This window comes from Paenibacillus sp. FSL L8-0638 (genome assembly GCF_038593075.1).
Lineage (GTDB): Bacteria > Bacillota > Bacilli > Paenibacillales > Paenibacillaceae > Paenibacillus > Paenibacillus polymyxa_D.
Map to the genome: position 1 here is coordinate 4453879 of NZ_CP151960.1, position 21525 is coordinate 4475403.

At 43.3% G+C, this 21525-nt stretch carries 16 protein-coding genes; 1 reads left to right on the top strand and 15 read right to left on the bottom strand.

From position 1 onward, the window contains the following. Positions 1 to 4: 4 nt before the first annotated feature. The 9 genes from MKY35_RS19680 to MKY35_RS19720 form a co-directional block, all read right to left on the bottom strand. Positions 5 to 3376 (bottom strand): condensation domain-containing protein, encoded by a 3372-nt coding sequence (locus MKY35_RS19680; protein WP_342444619.1) that lies wholly within the window; start codon positions 3374 to 3376, stop codon positions 5 to 7. A gap of 240 nt (positions 3377 to 3616) precedes the next feature. Further along, entirely contained in the window at positions 3617 to 4237 is a 621-nt protein-coding gene (loaP, locus tag MKY35_RS19685) for an antiterminator LoaP (RefSeq protein WP_029514827.1), read from the bottom strand. Positions 4238 to 4704: 467 nt separating this feature from the next. Then, complete coding sequence (locus tag MKY35_RS19690; RefSeq protein WP_029514826.1) at positions 4705 to 5304, bottom strand: TetR family transcriptional regulator; 600 nt, start codon at positions 5302 to 5304, stop codon at positions 4705 to 4707. 294 nt (positions 5305 to 5598) lie between these two features. Then, positions 5599 to 7956 carry a PEP/pyruvate-binding domain-containing protein gene (locus tag MKY35_RS19695; RefSeq protein WP_342444620.1) on the bottom strand — a complete coding sequence of 786 codons (2358 nt, stop codon included), beginning with the start codon at positions 7954 to 7956 and terminating at the stop codon, positions 5599 to 5601. Between the two features lie 393 nt (positions 7957 to 8349). Then, positions 8350 to 8820, bottom strand: coding sequence for a hypothetical protein (locus MKY35_RS19700; RefSeq protein ID WP_342444621.1), 471 nt, complete (start codon positions 8818 to 8820; stop codon positions 8350 to 8352). 59 nt (positions 8821 to 8879) lie between these two features. Further along, positions 8880 to 9338, bottom strand: a complete 459-nt coding sequence (locus tag MKY35_RS19705; RefSeq protein ID WP_342444622.1) for a type 1 glutamine amidotransferase domain-containing protein — start codon at positions 9336 to 9338, stop codon at positions 8880 to 8882. A gap of 279 nt (positions 9339 to 9617) precedes the next feature. After that, positions 9618 to 9779, bottom strand: a complete 162-nt coding sequence (locus MKY35_RS19710; RefSeq protein ID WP_165150826.1) for a hypothetical protein — start codon at positions 9777 to 9779, stop codon at positions 9618 to 9620. A 118-nt stretch (positions 9780 to 9897) separates the two neighbouring features. Continuing rightward, entirely contained in the window at positions 9898 to 10344 is a 447-nt protein-coding gene (gene dtd / locus MKY35_RS19715; RefSeq protein ID WP_342444623.1) for a D-aminoacyl-tRNA deacylase, read from the bottom strand. 137 nt (positions 10345 to 10481) lie between these two features. Further along, on the bottom strand, positions 10482 to 12659 hold the full coding sequence (locus MKY35_RS19720; RefSeq protein WP_342444624.1) for a bifunctional (p)ppGpp synthetase/guanosine-3',5'-bis(diphosphate) 3'-pyrophosphohydrolase: 2178 nt from the start codon (positions 12657 to 12659) through the stop codon (positions 10482 to 10484). 269 nt (positions 12660 to 12928) lie between these two features. Here MKY35_RS19720 and uraA point away from each other — a divergent pair, with 269 nt between their 5' ends. After that, positions 12929 to 14239: a uracil permease gene (uraA, locus tag MKY35_RS19725; RefSeq protein WP_318627548.1), complete on the top strand. Its 1311-nt coding sequence runs from the start codon at positions 12929 to 12931 to the stop codon at positions 14237 to 14239. 329 nt (positions 14240 to 14568) lie between these two features. On the opposite strand, the gene MKY35_RS19730 is transcribed toward uraA, so the two are convergent. The 6 genes from MKY35_RS19730 to MKY35_RS19755 all read right to left on the bottom strand — a co-directional run bounded on the left by MKY35_RS19730 (position 14569) and on the right by MKY35_RS19755 (position 21246). Next, positions 14569 to 15081: an adenine phosphoribosyltransferase gene (locus MKY35_RS19730; protein WP_029514814.1), complete on the bottom strand. Its 513-nt coding sequence runs from the start codon at positions 15079 to 15081 to the stop codon at positions 14569 to 14571. Between the two features lie 65 nt (positions 15082 to 15146). Continuing rightward, positions 15147 to 17543, bottom strand: coding sequence for a single-stranded-DNA-specific exonuclease RecJ (recJ, locus tag MKY35_RS19735; protein ID WP_342444625.1), 2397 nt, complete (start codon positions 17541 to 17543; stop codon positions 15147 to 15149). Positions 17544 to 17576: 33 nt separating this feature from the next. Next, a complete protein-coding gene (locus MKY35_RS19740) occupies positions 17577 to 18533 on the bottom strand; it encodes a cation diffusion facilitator family transporter (protein WP_342444626.1) in 957 nt (318 codons plus the stop codon). A gap of 201 nt (positions 18534 to 18734) precedes the next feature. Beyond that, positions 18735 to 19652, bottom strand: coding sequence for a protein translocase subunit SecF (secF, locus tag MKY35_RS19745; RefSeq protein ID WP_322173533.1), 918 nt, complete (start codon positions 19650 to 19652; stop codon positions 18735 to 18737). Continuing rightward, entirely contained in the window at positions 19642 to 20898 is a 1257-nt protein-coding gene (gene secD, locus MKY35_RS19750) for a protein translocase subunit SecD (RefSeq protein WP_069290197.1), read from the bottom strand. Before secD ends, secF begins: the two co-directional genes overlap by 11 nt. A 90-nt stretch (positions 20899 to 20988) precedes the next feature. Next, positions 20989 to 21246, bottom strand: a complete 258-nt coding sequence (locus MKY35_RS19755) for a post-transcriptional regulator (protein WP_013311570.1) — start codon at positions 21244 to 21246, stop codon at positions 20989 to 20991. Positions 21247 to 21525 lie beyond the last annotated feature (279 nt).

Sequence of the window (21525 nt, forward strand, 5' to 3'; positions counted from 1 at the left end):
CCATCTAAAACAAGAATTCAACATCTTCCACTATATTCACATTTTTGTGAAGACAAGGGTGCTTACCGATTGGAATATTCGGTTGACAGATAAGCTGTGCCAAGATTTTCATGAATTCCTTCCCTAGTGTTTGCACGGTTTCTTGCTGGAACAACGAAGTGCTATACTCCCAGTTACATGAAATTCCCTCTACAGTCTCATGTACTTCCAAAGCAAGATCAACCAGAGAAACTCCGTTGTGATACGGATAATTGTATATATCATAAAACTCTGGACTTTTCAGAGAGGTGTACATGTTATGCAGAATAAATGCTACATCAAATAAAGGGTTACGGCTTCTATCTCTGTTCAGCTGTAGCATTGCCACCAAATCTTCAAATGGGTAGTCTTGATGCTCAAAACTTTGCAACGTATTTGTCCTAACCTGATTGATAAATTCATGGAACGTAATCTCTTTGCTGGAACAGTTACGCATGATTATGGTATGAACAAACATGCCAATTACAGGATCAACATCTCTATGAGGTCTTCCCTGTGATACAGAGCCGATGATAATGTCGTTTTGTCCAGTTTGTTTCTCTAACAGTAAATGATAGGCGGCAAGCAGCACAATATATATCGTTGAGTCTGTTTCCTTAGAAAAACGATATATGCTCTCTACTAACTCTGAATTCATTTGCAAACAGATTTGTGAACCTTGATAGGTTTTATGGGCTGGTCTTTCAAAATCTACAGGCAAATTCAATTGAGGGATTGGTGCAGCGCATTTGGATATCCAAAATTGTCGCATCTGTTCCTTCTCTGGAGAATGTTTTCGTTCATTTTGCCATACCACATAATCTCTAAATTGAACTGTAGGCGGCTCCAGCTCCTGATTTGATTTATAGAAGTGGATTAGCTCTTTGAAAAAAATCAATAGCGAAGTGCCATCAGAGATTAGATGATGGAAATCAAATACCAGCGCTTGTTTGCCATTTGTTAATTGAACTAGAGCTCCTCGTGCCAAAGGGGCCGTTCTCCAATTAAACGGGTTCGTGAATTTTTTCATCATCACTTTCAATTCGTCTTCCTCTAATATTGAAGGATACATTTCCATTTCTATTCTCGCATCATCATGAATAATTTGGATCGGCTCTCCATCCATAACATCAAATGACGTCCGTAACGCCTCATGTCTTCTCACAATTCGATCAATAGCTATTTGTAGTCTGTTAAAGTCCATATTTCCGTCCACAATAAGGGCCAAAGGCTTGTTATACATCGTAAAATCAGGATTATACTGCATCATTACAAATATCCTGCTTTGGTCTGACGATAATGGATAATATGGTTTAACAGGGTGCTTTTTTATAGTGCTGAATGAACCAGGTACCATCCCTTCTGTATTCCTCAACAATTCAGTCAGTTGTGCAACAGACGGGTTTTTAAGCACATCCACATCTTTTAGATCGGTATGCAATATAGCATTCAATTCATTCACAATCTTGATAGCTGTAATAGAATCTCCACCTAATTCATAAAAATTGTCCGCCAATTTAATGTGAGAGAAGCCAAGGTATTTTTTAAATAATTCTAATATGATTACCTCTCTTTTCTCCCTTTCAGTGCCAATACTTTTTATGACTGGCGCCGACGAATCTATCCAACAACGCAGCTTTGAAAATGGATATACAGGCAGGCTGATCTTTTGATAATCACTATTTTTGTATATTTCATCCCAAACGAACTCTGCCCCTTGTGCATACAACTGACCAAGCTCGTTCATCGCTTTTTCACGCTCTTCATTTTTTTTCAAATATGTTTCCCTTACTTTCTCAATAACAGGTTGATGATTGTCCAACTCACTATAATATACCGCTGGTACATCCATCAGTTCTAAACTTGTTGTACATAATGCCGTCAGTTTATCTAGCATTTCCTCTTTATTCGAAGCTATAATAGCCAATCGATATCCAAAGTGTTTGCGACCAGCATTTGCGGTATAGCATAAATCACCTAACCGATATCCTTCAGATTGAGTCATCCACTCTTTGTAACTGTTTATTAACTCTAGCAAACTCGATTCGCTCTGAGCCGAAAGAGCCAACATCTCCCAATCTTGGCCTTTTTCCTCTGAGGGTGTCTTCAAGAAATTTTCTAAAATGACATGACAGTTGGCCCCTCCTCTAGAAAAGGAACTGATCCCGCACCGCAAAACTTCTTTTTTTGTCGAGAATTGGATAACATCGCTATAACATTCAGCAGAGTCATCCGGAGTGATATTTGCATCTCCCCATTGCTTGTATGCTCCTGACGGCAGTTCCTTATATTTTAAGGCCATAACAGCTTGCAATAGCCCTGCCAGACCAGAAGCATGATACAACTGTCCTATAGAGGATTTTACAGATCCCAAGAAAAGCTGACTCTGTGTTCCTCTCAAATGTGAAAATGCAGACTGTATCCCCTCTCTTTCCCTGACATATTCCAAGTTATTTTCAATGTTATGTGTTTCTATAAATGAAATAGTTGAAGGATCGATACTTGCATTATTCCATGCTTGTACAAGCAAATCCTTATATGTACTGCTATCTCGTACTCGTCCATGATGATTCGTCGACGAGCCCTTTATAACAGCATGAATGTGATCTCCGTCCAGCATCGCCTTGTTTAAGGGCTTGATCAGGATTGCCATAACTCCTTCTCCATAATCTACTTGAGTATCGCCTGATTGTATTGGAAACAAATTAATGCGGGACGTCCCTATTAGTGCTTGTTCACACTCTCCCGCCCGTATCGATTGGCAAGCCTGATGTACTGCAACTAATGATGAAGCATCTGAAGCGTTGGTTACTACAGTGGGACCATGCCAATCCATGATATAAGCGATCCGACTAGGAATTAACGAAGATAAATTCTCCGTAACACATAGATCACCTAGGACAGGATTAACATCGGCGACCATCTGAGCATATGAATATTCCGGCAGATCACTTTCTCCGTAAAACACACCTGTTCTGGTTCCATACAATGAATCGCCACCGTACCCCGCATCTTCCAGCGTATGCCATACTACTTGCAACAACAAACGAAGAGAAGGGTCTATCACACATGCTTCTTCGAAAGAGATGGAAAAGAAAGGATAATCAAAATAATCAACGTTATACAAAAAGGCTTGGCGTGCAAATGAAATAGCTCTGTTTTCCTCTTTCCCCATGATCCAGTTTAAATAGGAATTCATATCCTGCTGTCGTTTTTCTGATAAATTATTGATAAACTCTTTCCCCTCTTTTTGATGATCCCAGAGCTGATCAATTGTAGCATCAGAGGCAAATATCCCAGATATCCCTATAATAGCGATATCATTTTGTTTTCTATGAGGATTTTCGGAACTCGACATGCACCTCAACATCTCCTTTTACTCAAAATATACGCTTCCTGATCAACCTATAAACATAATAAAAAGGATGCTTAGCATCCTCTGAATATGACCCTATATATTTAGAACTAATTAGAGAAGCCCTCTACATCAACTGTATTAATTTCGAAATGAACATAGCTTCGCCCACTCATCTATTTTTCAATAGACTACACACACAACTGCAATATGACCTCATCGCTACACCAATGTACCGAAGCATCAGTTGGCTTCACTCTGATTTTTTGGGGTAATGTTCATTTGGGCATTTTCCGATACTGAAACAATCTTAATTCCCACATCAATATATTTTTCTGCGCCATTCAGCCTCAAGATAATCCTCGCTCTTTTTTTCCGCGCATCAATCTTTTTTATTCTTTCTTCCTCACCCGTTAGCGGACCGTCACATACAACGGCCCTTGTATTTCTTAGATATAAAGACGAATATCCTATAATTTCATCTTTATCAATAAGTTGGAGAATAGGTCTCATTTCTTCGTCGTCAATTTTTGAGAACGAATAGGACTCAATTCTATCTTCCGGATTCACTCTTATTTCTTTAGACTCTATTTGATGATAACGATGGTTAAAATTATTTAGAAGTCGATAGCATTTAGGAAGCCGCCTAAGATCATTATAAGTTTTTGCATTCATCTCCGTATTTACAAATACATAACCTGGAAAAATCGTTCGACAAACTTCATAGATGTGACCCTGTCTTTTTTCTAACAGCCTACGTTTGGGAACTATCGCATACATTGACGACGGATTGTAGAATTTACGTATCATCGCTCGAACCACATTTTCTTGTCCGGTTTCGACATGCAGCACATACCAGCTCATAATCGCTGTCAATCCCTTCTCAGTAGAGACGCAGAAATATTTCAATTTTAAATATTATATTTATTCCCTTTTATAGTTATATTATGAAGTAGATATTATCAAAAGGAAAAACATTAATCAACAACTAATTTCATACAAATTTCGACACCTATCTATTTTTTATCCAATTAAATCATTTCCTGATATCATACGGTATCATGAATATATAACAGCTTTACACTAATATCATTTGTTGAATTTATGCATTTAATTTTACTATACATAAAAATTATACGAACAGGAAATGGTCCATCACTACCATGAAAAAATCATAAATTGATATAATCAGTATATTTTATGTATTGTGAACCCAAACAAGCTGCCTCCGACCAGATACCGAAGACAGCTTACCGCTTGTTTATTTAATATTATGAAATGAGATTTAAGGAGGCAAACAGAAGCCTCTTCTTAAACATAGGCTCAATTGTTTATAGTGGAAGGCCAGTCTCCAAGAGATTTAATGCTTCAGATAATAATTCAGAAAAATTTTCAGTTGGATTTTCCGCATAATGCAACATAACAGATATGTTAACACCTATGACGGCGCCTGCAAAAGTTCGAATCTGCAAGTCTCCAGGATCTCGTCCCACCCGTTTGGAAACCATCTCAGCAATCATATGCATTGTATCAGTCAAATTATTCAAGGTTGCAGCCCGGAGTTCCGGTACTGACATCACGAGTTGGTTACGCTCACGTGTAGTGGACATTTCGTCGCCGGACATGTCAGACATGGTTGCTAACATAGCATTACGCACAGCTTGAAGTGGAGTTAAATGAGCTGGCTGTTCTTCAAATGCAGATATAAGCAGGGGATCATAGTTATCTGTAACAATCACATCCTCCTTGCTCGAAAAATAGCGAAAAAAGGTGCTTGGTGAAATCTCCGCTGCTTCTGCAATCTGTTCCACAGTAGTTTCGTTATATCCCAGTTCGCTGAATAGGCGTAACGCATGCATTTGAATCGATGCAATGGTTTTTGCTTTTTTTCGCTCCCTCAGCCCAAGATTTTGCTGGTGTTCAAGTGACATTTGTTTCACTCCTCAATAGATTGCTCATTCAAGTTTCACTCCTCATCGAGCAATTTGCTTCAGCATATATTTTTGACCACATGCACACTATTGCCCGATTTTGCGTTTACACTCAGTTTATCATGATCCTTTGTACTTCACGATACCCAGGATTGTATTATTCCTGACTGTAAAGCAATACATCAAAACTTGAAACCACTCCAATATCAGCTTTTATAGGCGAATATGCGGCGTACAGAAGCTGATAGGTTGAATCAGGTTGGTTCTATTGAGAAATTCAAAAAATTTATCTCCTCACCTCGTTAGTACAATTCCCTGCCCACCATCAACAATAACCCTGTCGCCGGTTTTCATTCTTGTAGTAGCATTTCCACATCCTACAACAGCTGGAATGCCTAGCTCTCTGGCTACAATAGCAGCATGAGAGAGTGGTGCTCCTATATCTGTTACAATCGCAGCTGCTTTTGGAAAAAGTGGAGTCCAGCCTACATTCGTTGTCGAGGTCACCAGTATTTCACCAGGAAGGAGCTGGTGTCCATCCTCAGGATTTCTCAGTACACGTACAGTCCCCTCAATTCTACCTGCCGCTCCAGCAACTCCTTCAATGATTTCAGAATGGATAGAGCTATCTAATGGTATATATGGATCATAATAATCTACTCTGCGATTGGGATCCTCCATCCATTGTAAAGGTTCAAATCGCCCACGTATAATCGAGGGGAACGCAGGCAGTTGCTTATATTTTAAATAGTTCACTTTTCTGGTCGAGATTCTCTCCTCAATAACACTTCCTCCTGCAAGCCAGCCCAATATCTCATCTACATATAAAAAAAATACATCTTCTCCTATGCCAATCAACTCGCCTGCTTTCAGCGCGAAAGAGCGATTTAATCTGAAGACACGCGTCCATTCCGAACGAACAGCTTCCCTTAAATGCGGTCCTTCAGATATTTTTGCTATGACACGTTTCAACTTATTTATCTTGTATGGAAAACGCTGCTCCAATCTTCTCCAAACCACTTCATTTTGTTCACGTTGTTTATACAATAAATCGTCAACATTTATTCCAGATTTCTTTGTTTCTTGGATTTGCTTTTCCAGCCAACTCGGTTCTTCTCTTGGATCAGGTATCGATAGCTCAAACTCATGTGGGCCTCGATGCCCATATTCCAATAGATAATCCTCCTGACTCATTTCACCTTTCACGACTGAAGATATACCAACAACAGGTCCCAAGCTGGCCAAACCTGTACTTCCGCTCAGATTAGATAGAAGTACACTAGCATCATCACGTCCAAGCCATTTCTCCAACTTTTCCTTCAATCGAACAAAATTTTGCATCTTGCTACTAGGTCCTTCCAGTGCAATCCACATCGCTTCAATATTTTTAGGCCAAAGCTGCTCACGCCATAATGTAATCAATTCTTCCTTGGACTGGACATTGCCAATTAACTCTTCCGTTTGAGTGCACCAGGCCGCTGTTTCTTTTATGTGCTGTGGTAATAATTTCATCGCTTTTCGGGTCTGTTTAAAAGCATACAGCATCTTGGGGAGCATTATTTTAATAAGCTCTTTCCTAGAAAACGGATATATAGGAATTTGGATTTCATCTGGAATTTCCCCAAAAACATTGCTCATTTTTTTTAATATTGACTTTTTTTTCCATCCAAATGCAAAAAAAACGGACAATGGTACACTCACATTGGAGTATACTCTTCCACAGATATTACCAGACATTAAATAATGACCAGGAATCACATTATGTTCTTCGTCCAAAGCACGAATAATAGACCAGCTTAAGGGAGTAACAACATCTGAAATGGATTCACCTACATTAGTATTCGTCCAAAGAAAATCACCTGATAAAGAATCATTCCATTCAAATGTATCCATATTTCCAGGGCTTAAAGTAGTAACAGGTCGTGCTTGTAAAAAAAAGAGTTGGCCATTGGCAATGGCCCATTCAATATCCTGTGGTTCTCCCATCGCTTTTTCCAGACGGGAAGCATACCAATATAGCTTTTTGATATAAGGAAGTAATTCTTTTGGCCCTTTATATCGACCTGAGGGTTTAAATAAGGAGAAAACACGAGCATTTCCTTTACCAGATACCAGTTGCTCCCCTAACCCGAACACAAAATTTCCAGACATTACTGAACGATTGCCCGTAATAGGGTCTGCTGTAAAAAGAACACCCGAGATTTCAGAAGGAACCATGATTTGGACTACAATCGCCATTTGGTGTGCTTCTTCAAAACCCTTAACTGCACTGTATGCCCGCACCCTCTCACTGTATTGAGAATGGTGAACCACATACAAGGCTTTCAGAACGTCCTCGTTTGTTTGTACTTCTAAGACACTTTCAAACTCTCCTGCAAAAGAAGCTAATGCTGAATCCTCGCTCAAGGCTGAAGACCTTACTGCAAATGAGACATTAGGGTAATCCTTACGAAGCTTTTCCAAATACCTGATCATTTCTTTCCATGTCTTTTCCTTAAGTTTTTCCCCTTGAAAGGCCTGTGGAAAAACAATAAAACCATCAGGAATCGGATAACCAGCTTGAAGCATCCTAGCAAGCATCCCTCCTTTGCCTCCGGTCCATTTCCGCAGCTCAGGAGTTATCTCTGCAAACCATTCTATTTCATTACCCATTTTGACACTTCCTAACTTTTTCAGTTGTAATATTTCGGTCCCGTAATTGGAAGTGGGTATATTATTGATTAGGTTTTTATTATTTCGGGACTTAGTATCTTTTTACACTTTATACAAAAAGAAAGTCAATGTCAAATTAAATAATCTTTCATTTTTTTCTGTATCCTGTATCGTTAGCTTCATAGCAATTTACTGTACAAATAAGTCCTATAAAAAGAAAATAACCTGCGGAAACGGTCCGCAGGTTCAAAAGATATATCAAAAGGGGGTCATGCTGTTATTATAAACAACGAATATTAAGGAATGATGTTTTGAATATTACAATTGTATTACAGTCACTCTTTTGTAGTTAGATTCCTCAAGTATCGTCAATCTGGTATCGCGCGCTCAGCTTTAATCCAACTGCGATACATATCCACGATTGGAGCGTAGCTTATAAATGACCTCATCATAATCGGCATCATTCACCTTTGCTGATAATACATACCGCAATTCATCTTGATCACCGTTAATATACACATCTGTTGCACGGAGCAACCCTCCGTCATGATTCGTTGTTCCGCTCCGATCTTCATCCAGATCCCTTTGGGCTGAGCCAGAGTTAATCTGGTCATCCTTCGCATCTGGTAAAATATTCTCGCCATAAGCACCCGCCGCAGGGATTGCCGCACCCGCTGAGCCTCCTGTGCTCACAGAGCCAGTATTGTTATAAGGGACCAACGGAATTAAAACCCTCGTCTCCCGACCGAGCGTCTCATCCAGAGCACCTACTTCCAAATGTTCAGTTCTATAAGCCTGAAGCGAAGCTCTAGCGCCCTCAGCTTCATCTTCTGTGCGAAAATAAGCCTGAATCTGTTTAGCCATATCAAATCCTCCTCATTTGGGAATTGTACTGGCATAAATCTAGGAAGCATTCACGGAAATTACAATGCCTTTAACAACTCACGCACAAAAGCGGGCTCATCCTTAGGGGTCCGAGACGTAATAAAGTTACCGTCCACAACCGCCTCTCGATCCTCAAAATGAGCACCCGCATTAATCAAGTCATCTTTCAATGGAGGATAAGCTGTAATCGTCCGGCCTTGTAACAAATCGGCACTCGCCAAAATTTGTGGCCCGTGACAGATAGCGCCAATCGTTTTTTTGGACTCATTAATTTCAGTTACAAATTTCAGAACATTTGCATCCAAACGTAGATTTTCCGGAGATGATCCACCAGGAATAACAACTGCATCATAATCACTTGATTTCACATCTGCAATGGCTTTTTCAATGGTGTAGCTTGCTTTGCCTTGCTTACCGCTCACTTTCTCACCTTGTTTTAGCCCAATAATATCCGCCTCATGTCCAGCCTTTTTTAATTCATCATAAGGTACCTTCATTTCGGAATCTTAAAATTGGTCAGCCAATAAAAATGCAATTTTACTCATGAATGTTCAGATCTCCTTTCCGGTTACCCTCGATACAAGTTTAAAATTAAGTTTATTTTTCTACCACGATTTGTTATTACCCGCTTGATCTATTTTTATAACAATTCGCAGCGGCGGAAAAGAAAAAGGAGCCTTTCGGCTCCTCCACTAATTCAATGCTACATATTTTATTTTTGGCCACTTTATGCTACTTTCGGGTGGCACCTCATTAACGCTCCATTTAACCCAATGTTACCTGCGCGGCAAAGCGCCGCGTCCTGGCTTGTCGATGGCTGTTGCAACATGCTGTAATAACGTATCAGCATTACGAGTAAGGCTGATTGCCTCCTGCATACTACCGGGAAAAAGCAGCATAGTGCTTCGATGCCCGTCCATTTTTGGGGTTTGACGCATAGCTTCGTCTCTCCTGTCACCCTTAGGCTATCCGCCTGGCTAATCACCAATCGGGATGACATTATGGTCCCTCTGAACAGCTATTTTATTCTACTCAGATCACGCCATGAACGCATAGCTACGAACGTTCGCTATCCAAAATCAGTGTCACTGGGCCCCAGTTCGTCAATGAAATATCCATCATAGCCCCAAAAATTCCCGTTTCTACTTCCAGGCCCTTGGCTCGAAGCTGACTGTTGAAGAAATCATACAGCTTCTCCGCTTCCTCAGGTTTGGCCGCCCCCATAAAGTTAGGCCTTCTTCCTTTACGGCAGTCACCATACAACGTAAATTGAGAGACAGACAAAATGGCTCCACCGACATCCAGAACGCTGTCATTCATTTTGCCTTCAGCATCATCAAATATACGCAATCCCGCCGTTTTATCCGCCAAATAAACGGCATCGGCTGCTATATCTCCCTGACCAATACCAACCAGCAGCATTAATCCGGTTCCAATCTTGCCAACCACCTTTTGATTCACCGTTACCTGAGCGTCTTTACAGCGCTGAATAATGATCTTCATCGACTATCCGATATCTCCTTTAACCTTCCCTTTTAAAAGGTGCTCACAGCCGTACTACGGCTCTTTTAGCAGCCTATGGGTCTTTCTACCCAAGATGTGTTACAAAGGCTATAAACCTATCCGTACGCTTCATAAGGTTATTGCATAATCCGATGCACGGTGTATACATCCTTCACCCGTTTAATCCGTTCGACAACAGAATGTAAATGATCCGTGTTGCGAATGAGAATCGTGATGTGAATCATCACCATTTTATTTTTATCTGTACGACCTGTAACGGCCGAGAAGCTGGTTTTGTTCTCAGAAATGGCCTGAAGCACTTCATTCAGCAAACCGTTGCGATCATGGCCCGTAATCTCAATATCGACACTGTAATTGACTTCCGCTGCTTCTTCCCACTCTACTTCAATCACACGCGCCTGGTCTTCGCCCGTACCCGAAGGAATATTCGGGCAATCCGTCCGGTGAACGGATACGCCGCGTCCACGTGTTACATAGCCAATGATGTCATCTCCCGGTACGGGATTACAACATCGTGCAAAACGAACGAGTAAATTATCGACGCCTCTGACGCTGACACCGTTGGTCGGTGTTTTTTTCCGTTCGCCCTGCGGCTTGTACTCCTTGACCTCGGTCGTCAATTCGATCAACCGTGCCTCTTCTTGTTCCTTACGCAGCTTCTCTGTCAAACGTGTACAGACCTGCGCTGCGGTTATACCACCAAAACCAATCGCAGACAGCATATCTTCGGAATCGTTAAAAGAGAACTTCTGTGCCACTTCCTGAAGCTTGTCGTCGCTCATCCATACCGATGGCTCGATATCGCGTTTTCTTAGCTCACGTTCCAGATTTTCACGGCCTTTTTCAACATTCTCCTCACGCTTTTCTTTCTTGAACCATTGTTTGATTTTACTGCGCGCGTGAGAGGACTGAGCAATTTTGAGCCAGTCCTGACTAGGTCCATAAGAATGTTTGGACGTCATAATTTCGACAATATCCCCAGTTTTAAGCCGATAATCCAAAGGTACGATTCTTCCATTTACCTTAGAGCCAATCGTTCTATTGCCAACTTCGGTATGAATACGGAAAGCAAAGTCCAGCGGAACGGATCCGGCTGGCAACTCAATGACCTCTCCCTTAGGAGTAAACACAAACACAAGGTCTGAGAAAAAGTCCATTTTGAGCGATTCCACAAATTCCGACGCATCCTTCGCTTCATTTTGCAGCTCCAGGATTTCTCGAAAAAAGGTGATTTTATCCTCAAAGTTAGTGTTGTTTGCTCCGTTGCCTTCTTTATAGGCCCAATGGGCCGCAATCCCGAATTCAGCGGTACGGTGCATATCCACTGTGCGAATTTGCACCTCGGTAGGCTCCCCGTTAGGACCTACTACTGTCGTATGAAGGGACTGATACATATTGGCCTTAGGCATAGCGATATAATCCTTAAACCGCCCCGGCATCGGCTTCCACAACGTATGGATAATCCCCAGTGTGGCGTAACAGTCTTTAATGTTATCCACAATAATTCGAATCGCCAGCAAATCATATATTTCATTGAACTGCTTGTTCTTCGTCGTCATTTTTTTAAACACACTGTAAATATGTTTAGGGCGTCCGGACAGATCAGCCTGAATGCCCATCTCTTCCAGCTTTTCTCTGATACGCTGTATGACATTATCAATAAACTGCTCCCGCTCTGCCCGCTTCTTATGCATCAAATTAGCGATGCGATAATACTGCTGAGGATTCAGATAGCGCAGAGCAATATCTTCCATTTCCCACTTAATGGCTGAAATACCCAGTCGGTTTGCAACCGGACAGAAAATCTCTAACGTTTCATAAGCAATCCGACGCTGGCTTTCCTCTGACTGATATTTCAAGGTACGCATGTTGTGCAGACGATCTGCTAACTTAATGACAATGACACGAATGTCCTGTGCCATAGCAATAAACATTTTTCGATAATTTTCGTTCTGTTGTTCTTCCTTGGAACGGAACTGGATACGCTCCAGCTTCGTCAGACCATCGACAAGCATCGCACATGTATCGCCAAAATGCTCGCGAATCTGCGCCAAAGACACCGTCGTATCCTCCACAACGTCATGTAAAAGAGCGGCGATAATGGAGATGGTATCCATCTGCATATTAACGACGATATCAGCAACCGCAAGCGGATGCAAAATATAAGGTTCACCGGACTTACGAGTCTGGCCGGAATGGGCCTGTTCGGCAAAATCATAGGCGTCCCTGATGCGGATAAGATCTGCTTCTCTGGTATAGGCCCCGGCCTTTTTAAGTAATTGCTCTATCCCCATTCTGCTCTATTCCGTGTCCTTTCTATGCAAAATGGAACCCGCCGATCAATGTCGCGCAAAGGTTCCCTTTTAAAAGTGATTTCTTACAATTATGACGGTTAGCACGTCACACGTCAACTATTACAGGTTTGGCATTGTAGCATTATTCTGTCGCACATGGATAAGTAAAATGAGGATTGTTGACGAATTGAAACGAATTATATTGAAAAAATTACGAAAAGTAATTAATGTATATAAGAATAATTGAAAGTACTAAGGAGTGAACTGCGTTGCAACGCGAAATTCAAGTTAATGAAAAGCTTCCAGCAGGACCTGGGTTCCTACTCAGCGTACAGCATTTGTTTGCCATGTTTGGCAGTACCGTGCTGGTGCCGAATATTTTCGGCGTCGATCCCGGCATGATTTTGCTAATGAACGGTATTGGCACATTGTTGTACATATGGATCTGCCGTGGCAAAATTCCTGCCTATCTCGGCTCCAGCTTCGCTTTTATCGCTCCCGTCAGTCTTGTGCTTAAAAACAATCCCGGCGGCAACGGCTATGCTATGGCCCTCGGTGCTTTCATCATTACAGGTATTATTTTCTGCCTCGTCGCACTGGTGATCAAATATGCCGGAACCCGTTGGCTGGACGTCGTATTTCCTCCAGCTGTTATGGGCTCCATCGTAGCCTTAATCGGTCTGGAGCTGGTTCCGGTTGCAGCAGGCATGGCAGGCATTATCAATGCCGATCCTACTAAAGCTTGGACTCCAGATCCCAAAACGATTACTCTTTCGCTCGTTACACTCGGGGTTACTGTTCTGGGTGCGGTGTTGTTTCGTGGGTTTGCCAAAATCATTCATATTCTGATCGGTATCGTAGTGGGCTATGTGCTTGCTTATTTTATGGGCATGGTCAATACACAGGCCATCGCAGACGCTCCTTTTTTCGGACATCCTGCAATTACCACTCCAGTTTTTAATACCTCTGCTATGCTGACGATTCTTCCTGTTGCTCTGGTCGTCATCGTAGAGCATATTGGTCACTTACTTGTGACTAGCAACATTGTCGGGCGTGAGTTGTCCAAAGATCCTGGTCTCCACCGCTCTCTGCTGGGTAACGGTATTTCCACCGTCATTTCGGGTTTTGTCGGTTCTACGCCTAATACGACTTATGGTGAAAATATTGGTGTCATGGCATTAACTAAAGTGTACTCTGTATGGGTTATTGGCGGAGCGGCTATCATTGCCATCCTGCTGTCCTTTTCAGGCACGTTCTCAGCGATTGTTTCTAATATTCCAGCTCCAGTTATGGGTGGCGTATCCTTACTATTATTCGGTGTCATCGCTGCCTCCGGTCTAAGGATCTTCGTTGAGCAAAAGGTTGATTTCGCCAAGCCAACTAACATGCTGCTTGCGACCATCGTGCTTGTTGTCGGAATCAGTGGTACTACGCTCACTTGGGGCGCTGTGACCTTGAAAGGTATGGCATTGGCTACAATCATCGGCATCATCCTCAGCTTGTTCTTCAAGCTGATTGACGTGCTCGGCTGGTCCAACGATAAATCACAGGAACCTTTAACCGAGAAAACACCAGATTGATATCTGTTTTTAACTTTACCGCCGCTCCATGAGGTCACGGATCAACATGCTTGAGCTGTTAAGATAAGCGTGTAAGGATCCATCTCTCATGGTGTCGGCGTTTTTTTATGCACGGCCTTTTATCACCACTTTAGTTGCAATATCCACTTTAACCTTGATAAGGAACAAGCTGCATTTTTCATCGACATTTTTAATTTTTTTCATACCTATTTCCAACAAAGAAACAAAATAGTCCGATGGAGCAACTCTTTAGATAAAGAGATGTTCCATCGGACTATTTAGGCAATCCATACATAATTATTTCCCGGGAAACCCGGGTTTCGAAATACTTAATACGTAATCAGGGTGAATACATCTACGTCGGGCAGCTTCGCCCGACCGTTTAGATCAGACAGCTCGATAAGAAAAGCAGCCCCTGCCACATTGCCACCAAGCTGGCGTACCAAGTTCACGGATGTAGCAATAGTTCCACCTGTAGCAAGCAGGTCATCAGCAATCAAAACATTTTGGCCTGGCTCTATAGCATCCTTATGCATCGCCAGCGTATCTTTACCATACTCCAAACCGTATGCTTCCTCAATGGTTTCTCCAGGGAGCTTGCCACTTTTACGGATCGGAATAAAACCAACGCCAAGCGCATAAGCCAGAGGCGCACCGATAACGAATCCACGTGCTTCTGGACCTGCAATCAAATCAATTTTTAAATCCGATACCAATTCCTTCATATCGTTGATAGCCTTGCGGTACAGTTCACCATTTTTCATTAGGGTTGTAATGTCTTTAAAACTAATCCCTGGTTGTGGAAAATCGGAAATCACCCGAATATATTCTTTGTAGTCCAACTTAGTTCCTCCTACTGTAAACTTCAAATTAGTATAAGCATTTTACAAAATTGCAAAGCAGTATCTCAAGATGCACCCTTCATAAGCGACATGATCCAGCTCGTCATCTGGGTGGTGTCCGCATCCAGCAAATACCGCTCCATCTCAGCCATATTATATAATTCCTGATAGCGCGGAGAAGCTGTTAAATCCCGCTTGGGCGGATTGGACACAAAACGGAATTGACCATCTGTACGTGTCATAAACTCAAGCTCTTCGAAGATGTCCAGTACTTTGGATAACATGCGTACTGAACAGGAACACTGTCGGCTAAGAGCAGGCAGCATTGCCTTTTCATCAATAGGCTGTGTTCCCATTCGGGAAAGCACAACGTAGATACGCTTGAATAGCTCTCTGTCAGGACTTACGAGTCGACCGCCACGCTCACTGACCGAATGAAGGAGAAATACATTCTCTACATTCTCAAAGGTAGACCATAATGCCTGAAACTGATCCGGTGTATCCGGTGGCTCCAGTACGAATACCGACTTCACAGAGTGCTGTGCATCTCTTTGACCATCACTGGGAATAACGCTGCCGTCTTTATCGTATAACCATAAGGATTCAGCGTCCACGGAGCCCGATGGACGAAGCCTAGATGACGGGTGGATCAACACCGCAACGTCTTTCTTTCTTTCCTCTATGCGTGGATGAAAGATCTTCAGTCCCCGCTCTAATTCGGCAAAAGGGTCCGACACTCCACGATAATCAAAAATTTGCGGTGCCTGCACTCGAATGTCCTGCATCATGAGTTGGAGAGACTTTTTACCGTTCCATTCGTTAATTGACAATTCACCCAGCAGATCTATCTCCGTTTGTTGCTGTAAAAAATCAGCCAAATCGCCACGACGGAAGGCAATCGCGTCCAGCGATAAACCGTTCTGCTCCAGCAGGAGCTTCACATGATTTTTCTCACGTCCCATTTTACGAGCCTCGCGCAATTGCAGACCCTGTAATACGAATCGTGGAGATGGATTCCCCATACCAAAAGGCTGAAGCAACTCCAGTTCTTCAACCACTTGCAAAGATACCTCGTCCAAACGACAGACCATATCAGCCTCAGCTACAGGAATGAGATCGTCTGGTGTCAAAATGGAACCCGCATAGCGGTTCAGCTTCTCTTCAAACAATTCCAGATTGTCACGGGACAGCGTCATACCCGCAGCCGAAGGATGACCACCAAAATGCTCCATAAGCTCATGGCTGTCCGTAAGAGCACTGTAAATATCCAATGCAGGAATAGAACGGGCGGAACCTTTGCACATGCCTGTCTCAGCATCTATACCCAGAATAATGGTCGGTCGATAATAGCGATCCAATAGCTTGGATGCCACAATTCCGACAACGCCGACATTCCAGCCTTCACCAGCCAACACAATAACTGACGGTAGCTTGCCTCCATTCAGTTTGGATGCCAATTGTTGCTCGGCTTGCTCCACGATACGTTCAACCACCTGTTGACGCTCACGATTGAGCAGGTCCAGCGCATGCGCAAGTTGGTCTGCTTCTTCCTCTTTTTCTGTCGTTAGCAAAGAAACGGCTCGTCCTGCATGATCCAGGCGCCCGCTGGCATTAATCCGCGGAGCCAAGGCAAATGCGATGTTGACTGAAGTCACTGTAGATATATCTACGCCCGCTACATGGAGCAACGCACGAATCCCCGGAAATGCAGAGTTTCTCATGGATTGAATCCCTCTGCGTACCATCGTCCGATTTTCACCATGTAGTGGCATCAGATCGGCTACCGTGCCGATAGCGGCGATTTCAAACCATTCCTCTGGCACTTCACCCAACAGCGCCTGAGCGAGCTTCAGGGCAACACCAACACCTGCAAGACCTTTAAATGGGTATGGGCAACCGGGGAGCTTCGGATTAATCAAAGTATATGCCTCGGGAAGTACTGCAGGCGGCTCATGATGGTCCGTCACAATAACGTCTATCCCCAAGGAAGTTGCATAAGCAATTTGCTCTACTGCACTAATTCCCGTATCTACCGTAATGACCAGTGTAACTCCCTGCTGATGTGCCCAATCAAGGGCATGGTTATGCAGACCATATCCCTCGTTAGAACGATGGGGAATATAAATATCATAGGAAGCCTTTAGAAAACGCATGAGCTGAATCATCAATGATGTACTGGATACGCCGTCCGCATCATAATCTCCATAGATTAATATATGCTCGCCTCGTTCCAGAGCCTGACGAATTCTCGGCACAGCCTCTTCCATACCAAGAAGCAAAAAAGGGTCGTGTACATCGTCCACACTTCCGTACAAAAAGCGGTTTGCTTCCCCGGCGGTAGTGACGCCCCGGTTCACTAAAAGCCGGGACAACAATGGTGAAATCCCCAGTTCTTCTGTCAACAGCTGAGCCGCTTCCAGGTTAGCCTCTGGGGTCTTCCATCTGTACTGCGAATGAAGCAATCCTATTCACCTTTCTTTCATAGTCGTCCTGCCCTATTGAAGCAACGACGACACATCATTATCTGGCAGTTCATGATTGGATTTGTAAGGATATCCGGCTTGATAAGAAATGAACTGCATTTGTACATGGGTCACCTGTGGAAAACGGGCTAACAGTAGATTTTTGGCTCGATCGGCGATTTCCTGCGCTTCCTGTACCGTAATCCGCGGGTTCACACTTATCGTTACATCCACTGTTATGAAATGGCCTGTTTCCTGGGCATGTAAGTGCTCAACCGTTACAATACCATACACCCGTTGAATCGTCTCCATAAAGCGTCGGGAGTCTTCCTCCTGCAAGGGCTGTGCAGGAACCTGGTAAGCGGTATTTATTACCATCAAATATCCTTTGCGAAGCACCAGACAGGCTACCAGCAAAGCTGCGGTTGGATCAAGATATAATAATGCAGGCCATTCCATTGCTTCGCCAGTCATTGCACCGATCATGCCGATCAATGCAATCAACGATGCATACAGCGAGTAACGTTCATGGTTAGCGTACCGATCTGCTTCCGCTTTATGACCATGTTTAATCGAATAGCGATATTGAAACTGAAATAACGCCTCTCTCAACACCAACGCAATAAATACGGTAATTAATGCATACAGACCGGGAGCCTGCGGTTCCGAACTGCTTAATGAACGAACCGCCGAGATAGCTAGCTGAAGACCACTCATCAGCACTAAAATAGCCAGCACTACAGATATGACCGTCCTAACTTTTTCACCGTTCCGCAACCGTGCCAGCATTCCGTGCCCTGTAGCACCCTTGGAAAACAGAAGCTCCTGCAAACGGGAAGCACTATCCGCAGCCGTGTGCAGTGCATCCCCCAACAACGCCTTGCTGTTTGCCGCATAACCGACGGTTCCCTTTAGAACAGCCAGCGCGAGATTACCTACAATTCCGCTCAACGCCGCAGTTTCCAATGATCGGCTGCGTTCGCTATTCACAACGTTTCCCCCTCAATCCTGAACTAACCCTTTCCCAATAAAGCTCCATTCTAAAATAACCGAATTTCTCAAAACAAAAAACCATTCACATTTAAGTGTCCACTATTGTGCCTTACTCAAGGTAAATCTCAAAACCTTAGAAAACCGCGCCCAAGCAGACGCGGCTTTCTCTTTAATTTATACTACTGGTATTTGCGTAACTTAAGACTTTGCAGTTTTGACCGCGCCCCCGCCGGCTGTCGGAGACTTTTGTTTTCCTTTCAAAGCTACCCACAGCGGACTGGCAATGAAAATGGAGGAATAAGCACCAAACAACAAACCAATAACCATCGCAAGTGAGAACATACGGATCGATTCGCCGCCAAATATGAACAAACATAAGGAGGCAATAAATACCGTAAACACGGTTGCAAGTGAACGAGTCATTGTCTGCGCAATACTGTGATCAACTACCTGCTCTAAGTCGTCCCTAGACTTCTTCTTCGCAAATCGTAGATTTTCCCGTATACGGTCAAAAATAACGACAGTGTCATTAATGGAGAAACCGACAATCGTCAGAATTGCAGTAATAAAGGTCAAATCCACCTCAAGACGGAAAATCGAGAAAATACTGATGACGAGGAAGGCATCATGCAACAACGAAACAATTGCTGCAACGGCAAACCGCCATTCAAAACGGATTGAGATATAAATAGCGATAGCCACAGAAGCCAATAAAATCGCCCATAACGCATTTCGTTCTAGTTCTTGCGCCATTTCCGTATCCACTGTATTGACCTCAAAGGAGGCCTTCGGATCCAGCTCTTTATTAAAAGAAGTCTTAAAGTTATTCACTTGCTGATCCGTCAAAACCTGCGAGAAGCGAATACCGAAGCGTTCTTTACCCTGCGTATAATCGACCTCTTTGCCAATCTCCTGCTTGTTCAGCAAAGTCTGGATCTGTTCTTGTGTAACTACTTTAGTCAGATTGACATCCACATTGGAACCGGAACGGAAATCCACCCCGTAATTCAGACCAAATATCGATAAACTCAGAATACCAAGCAGTGTGATAATAATCGAGAACGTGTAAAACCACTTGCTCATCTTAATATATTTCAAGTTCCAATTAAAGCGCACTGATATCACTCTCCTTCACACCAAAATACTTGGCCTTCTTCACAACATCCGCTTTAACCAGCAGATTGAGTAAGAAGCGGGAGAAGAAGATATTCGTCAAAATACTGGTGACAATATCAACGATGAGCACCAAAGCGAATCCTCGAACGGAGCCTGTTCCCAGACCAAACATAACCGCTGCCGCTATAATTGTCGTAACATTGGCATCCATAACGGTACGGAACGAAGCCTTACTACCTGCAATGACAGAAGAACGAATCGTTTTGCCTGACTTGATTTCTTCTTTAATCCGTTCATACGTAATGATATTGGCATCTACCGCCATCCCGATCCCGAGCACGAAGGCTGCAATACCCGGAAGCGTAAGCACGAATCCACCCAAATAAAAGATGGCAAGCACCACCCAGGTATGAACGATGAGACAGAAACTGGCGACTAATCCCGGTACACGGAACATCGCAATCATAAATACCAGAATAATGATCGAGCCGATCAACCCAGCACGAATCGTCTGATCTAGTGACAATTGGCCCAGCGTAGCACCTACACTCTGAGAATATTTTTCCGTCAGTTTGAGCGGAAGGGCACCCAGATTAATCGTATCCGCCAGTTTATTCGCTTCATCACGAGTGTAACTACCTGTGATTGACGCGCTACCGTCCGTTAATTCCCCACGTACTGTAGGTGCAGACAGCAATTCCTGATCGAGGAAAATAGCCAATTCTTTATTCAGAAGTCGCTTTGTGATTTCTGCAAATTTAGCTTTATCCTTCACTTTGATACTAATCTCAGGTTGGTTCAGCTGATCATAGCCGACAACAGCGCCATTCTCCACAAAATCATTACCGCGGAGCTCAATTTTGCTGTATTGGCCTGGCTTTTTAGCATCCGCTGCCGTTGCACTGCGGAAGGTCAACTCGGCAGGCTTTTTCAGCATAGAGCGGACTTCTGCTTCATTAGAGACACCAGCAAGCCGCACACGAATACGGTTGGTACCCTCTGTTGTTACTTCCGGCTCAGTTGTACCAAGCGCGTTTATCCGTCTCTCCAGACTTTGAGCTGTTTGTATAAGAGACTGGCTGGTTACACTCTGCCCGGCTTCCAAAGGCTGGGCTTCATATAAAATTTCAAAGCCTCCCTTTAAATCGAGGCCTAATTTTAAACTGTTCAGTAGGCCCGGGCTTGTCCCGATCATAACACCAGTAGTTATGAGCACGACCACGATGAAACTTAGAATTCTCTTCATTCCGTCCCATGTTCCCCTTTCATTCTCAATATTCCTATTATAGCTACCCCTCAAAAAGCAGTCAATTTGAACGCAAAAAAAGACCCCTTTCTATTCGAAAGTGGAGCCCCGTAATGCGGACATCGTCAAATAGTTCATAAAGCTCGTCGCTTTAAGGGAAAGTATATCATTAACGAGCTTGTGCAGCGGAGGGATACCCTCCTTTTCATATTTATGGCTGACGCAATTCCACACGTCCTTACTTGTGACATGCTCATAGCCTACGAGAATCAACTCGTCCGCCTTACTTTGACAGAGCATCTCAATTGCGTCATCCCAATCCTGCTCATCCAGCTCTTCCATACCCACGATGGCCGTTCCTCCTCCCAGCGACTACCGGTTCCGCAGATCAGCAATTAGCGGGGTTATTGACTGCTTTGTAGAACATTTCTGTCCTGATCCTGGAAAACCCTTCTTTTCGTTGAAAATAGCCTTAAATCAACAATATATGCATTCATTTCGCTCGTCAATAGCAGAATTCACCACTCCCCCTCTTGTTACCTAAATCACTTTGTTTCTGAACGGAAAAGCTTGTCATGAACATGGACAGGTCCAGCATATCTTCTAAAGTAATGCATAGACGCAGAA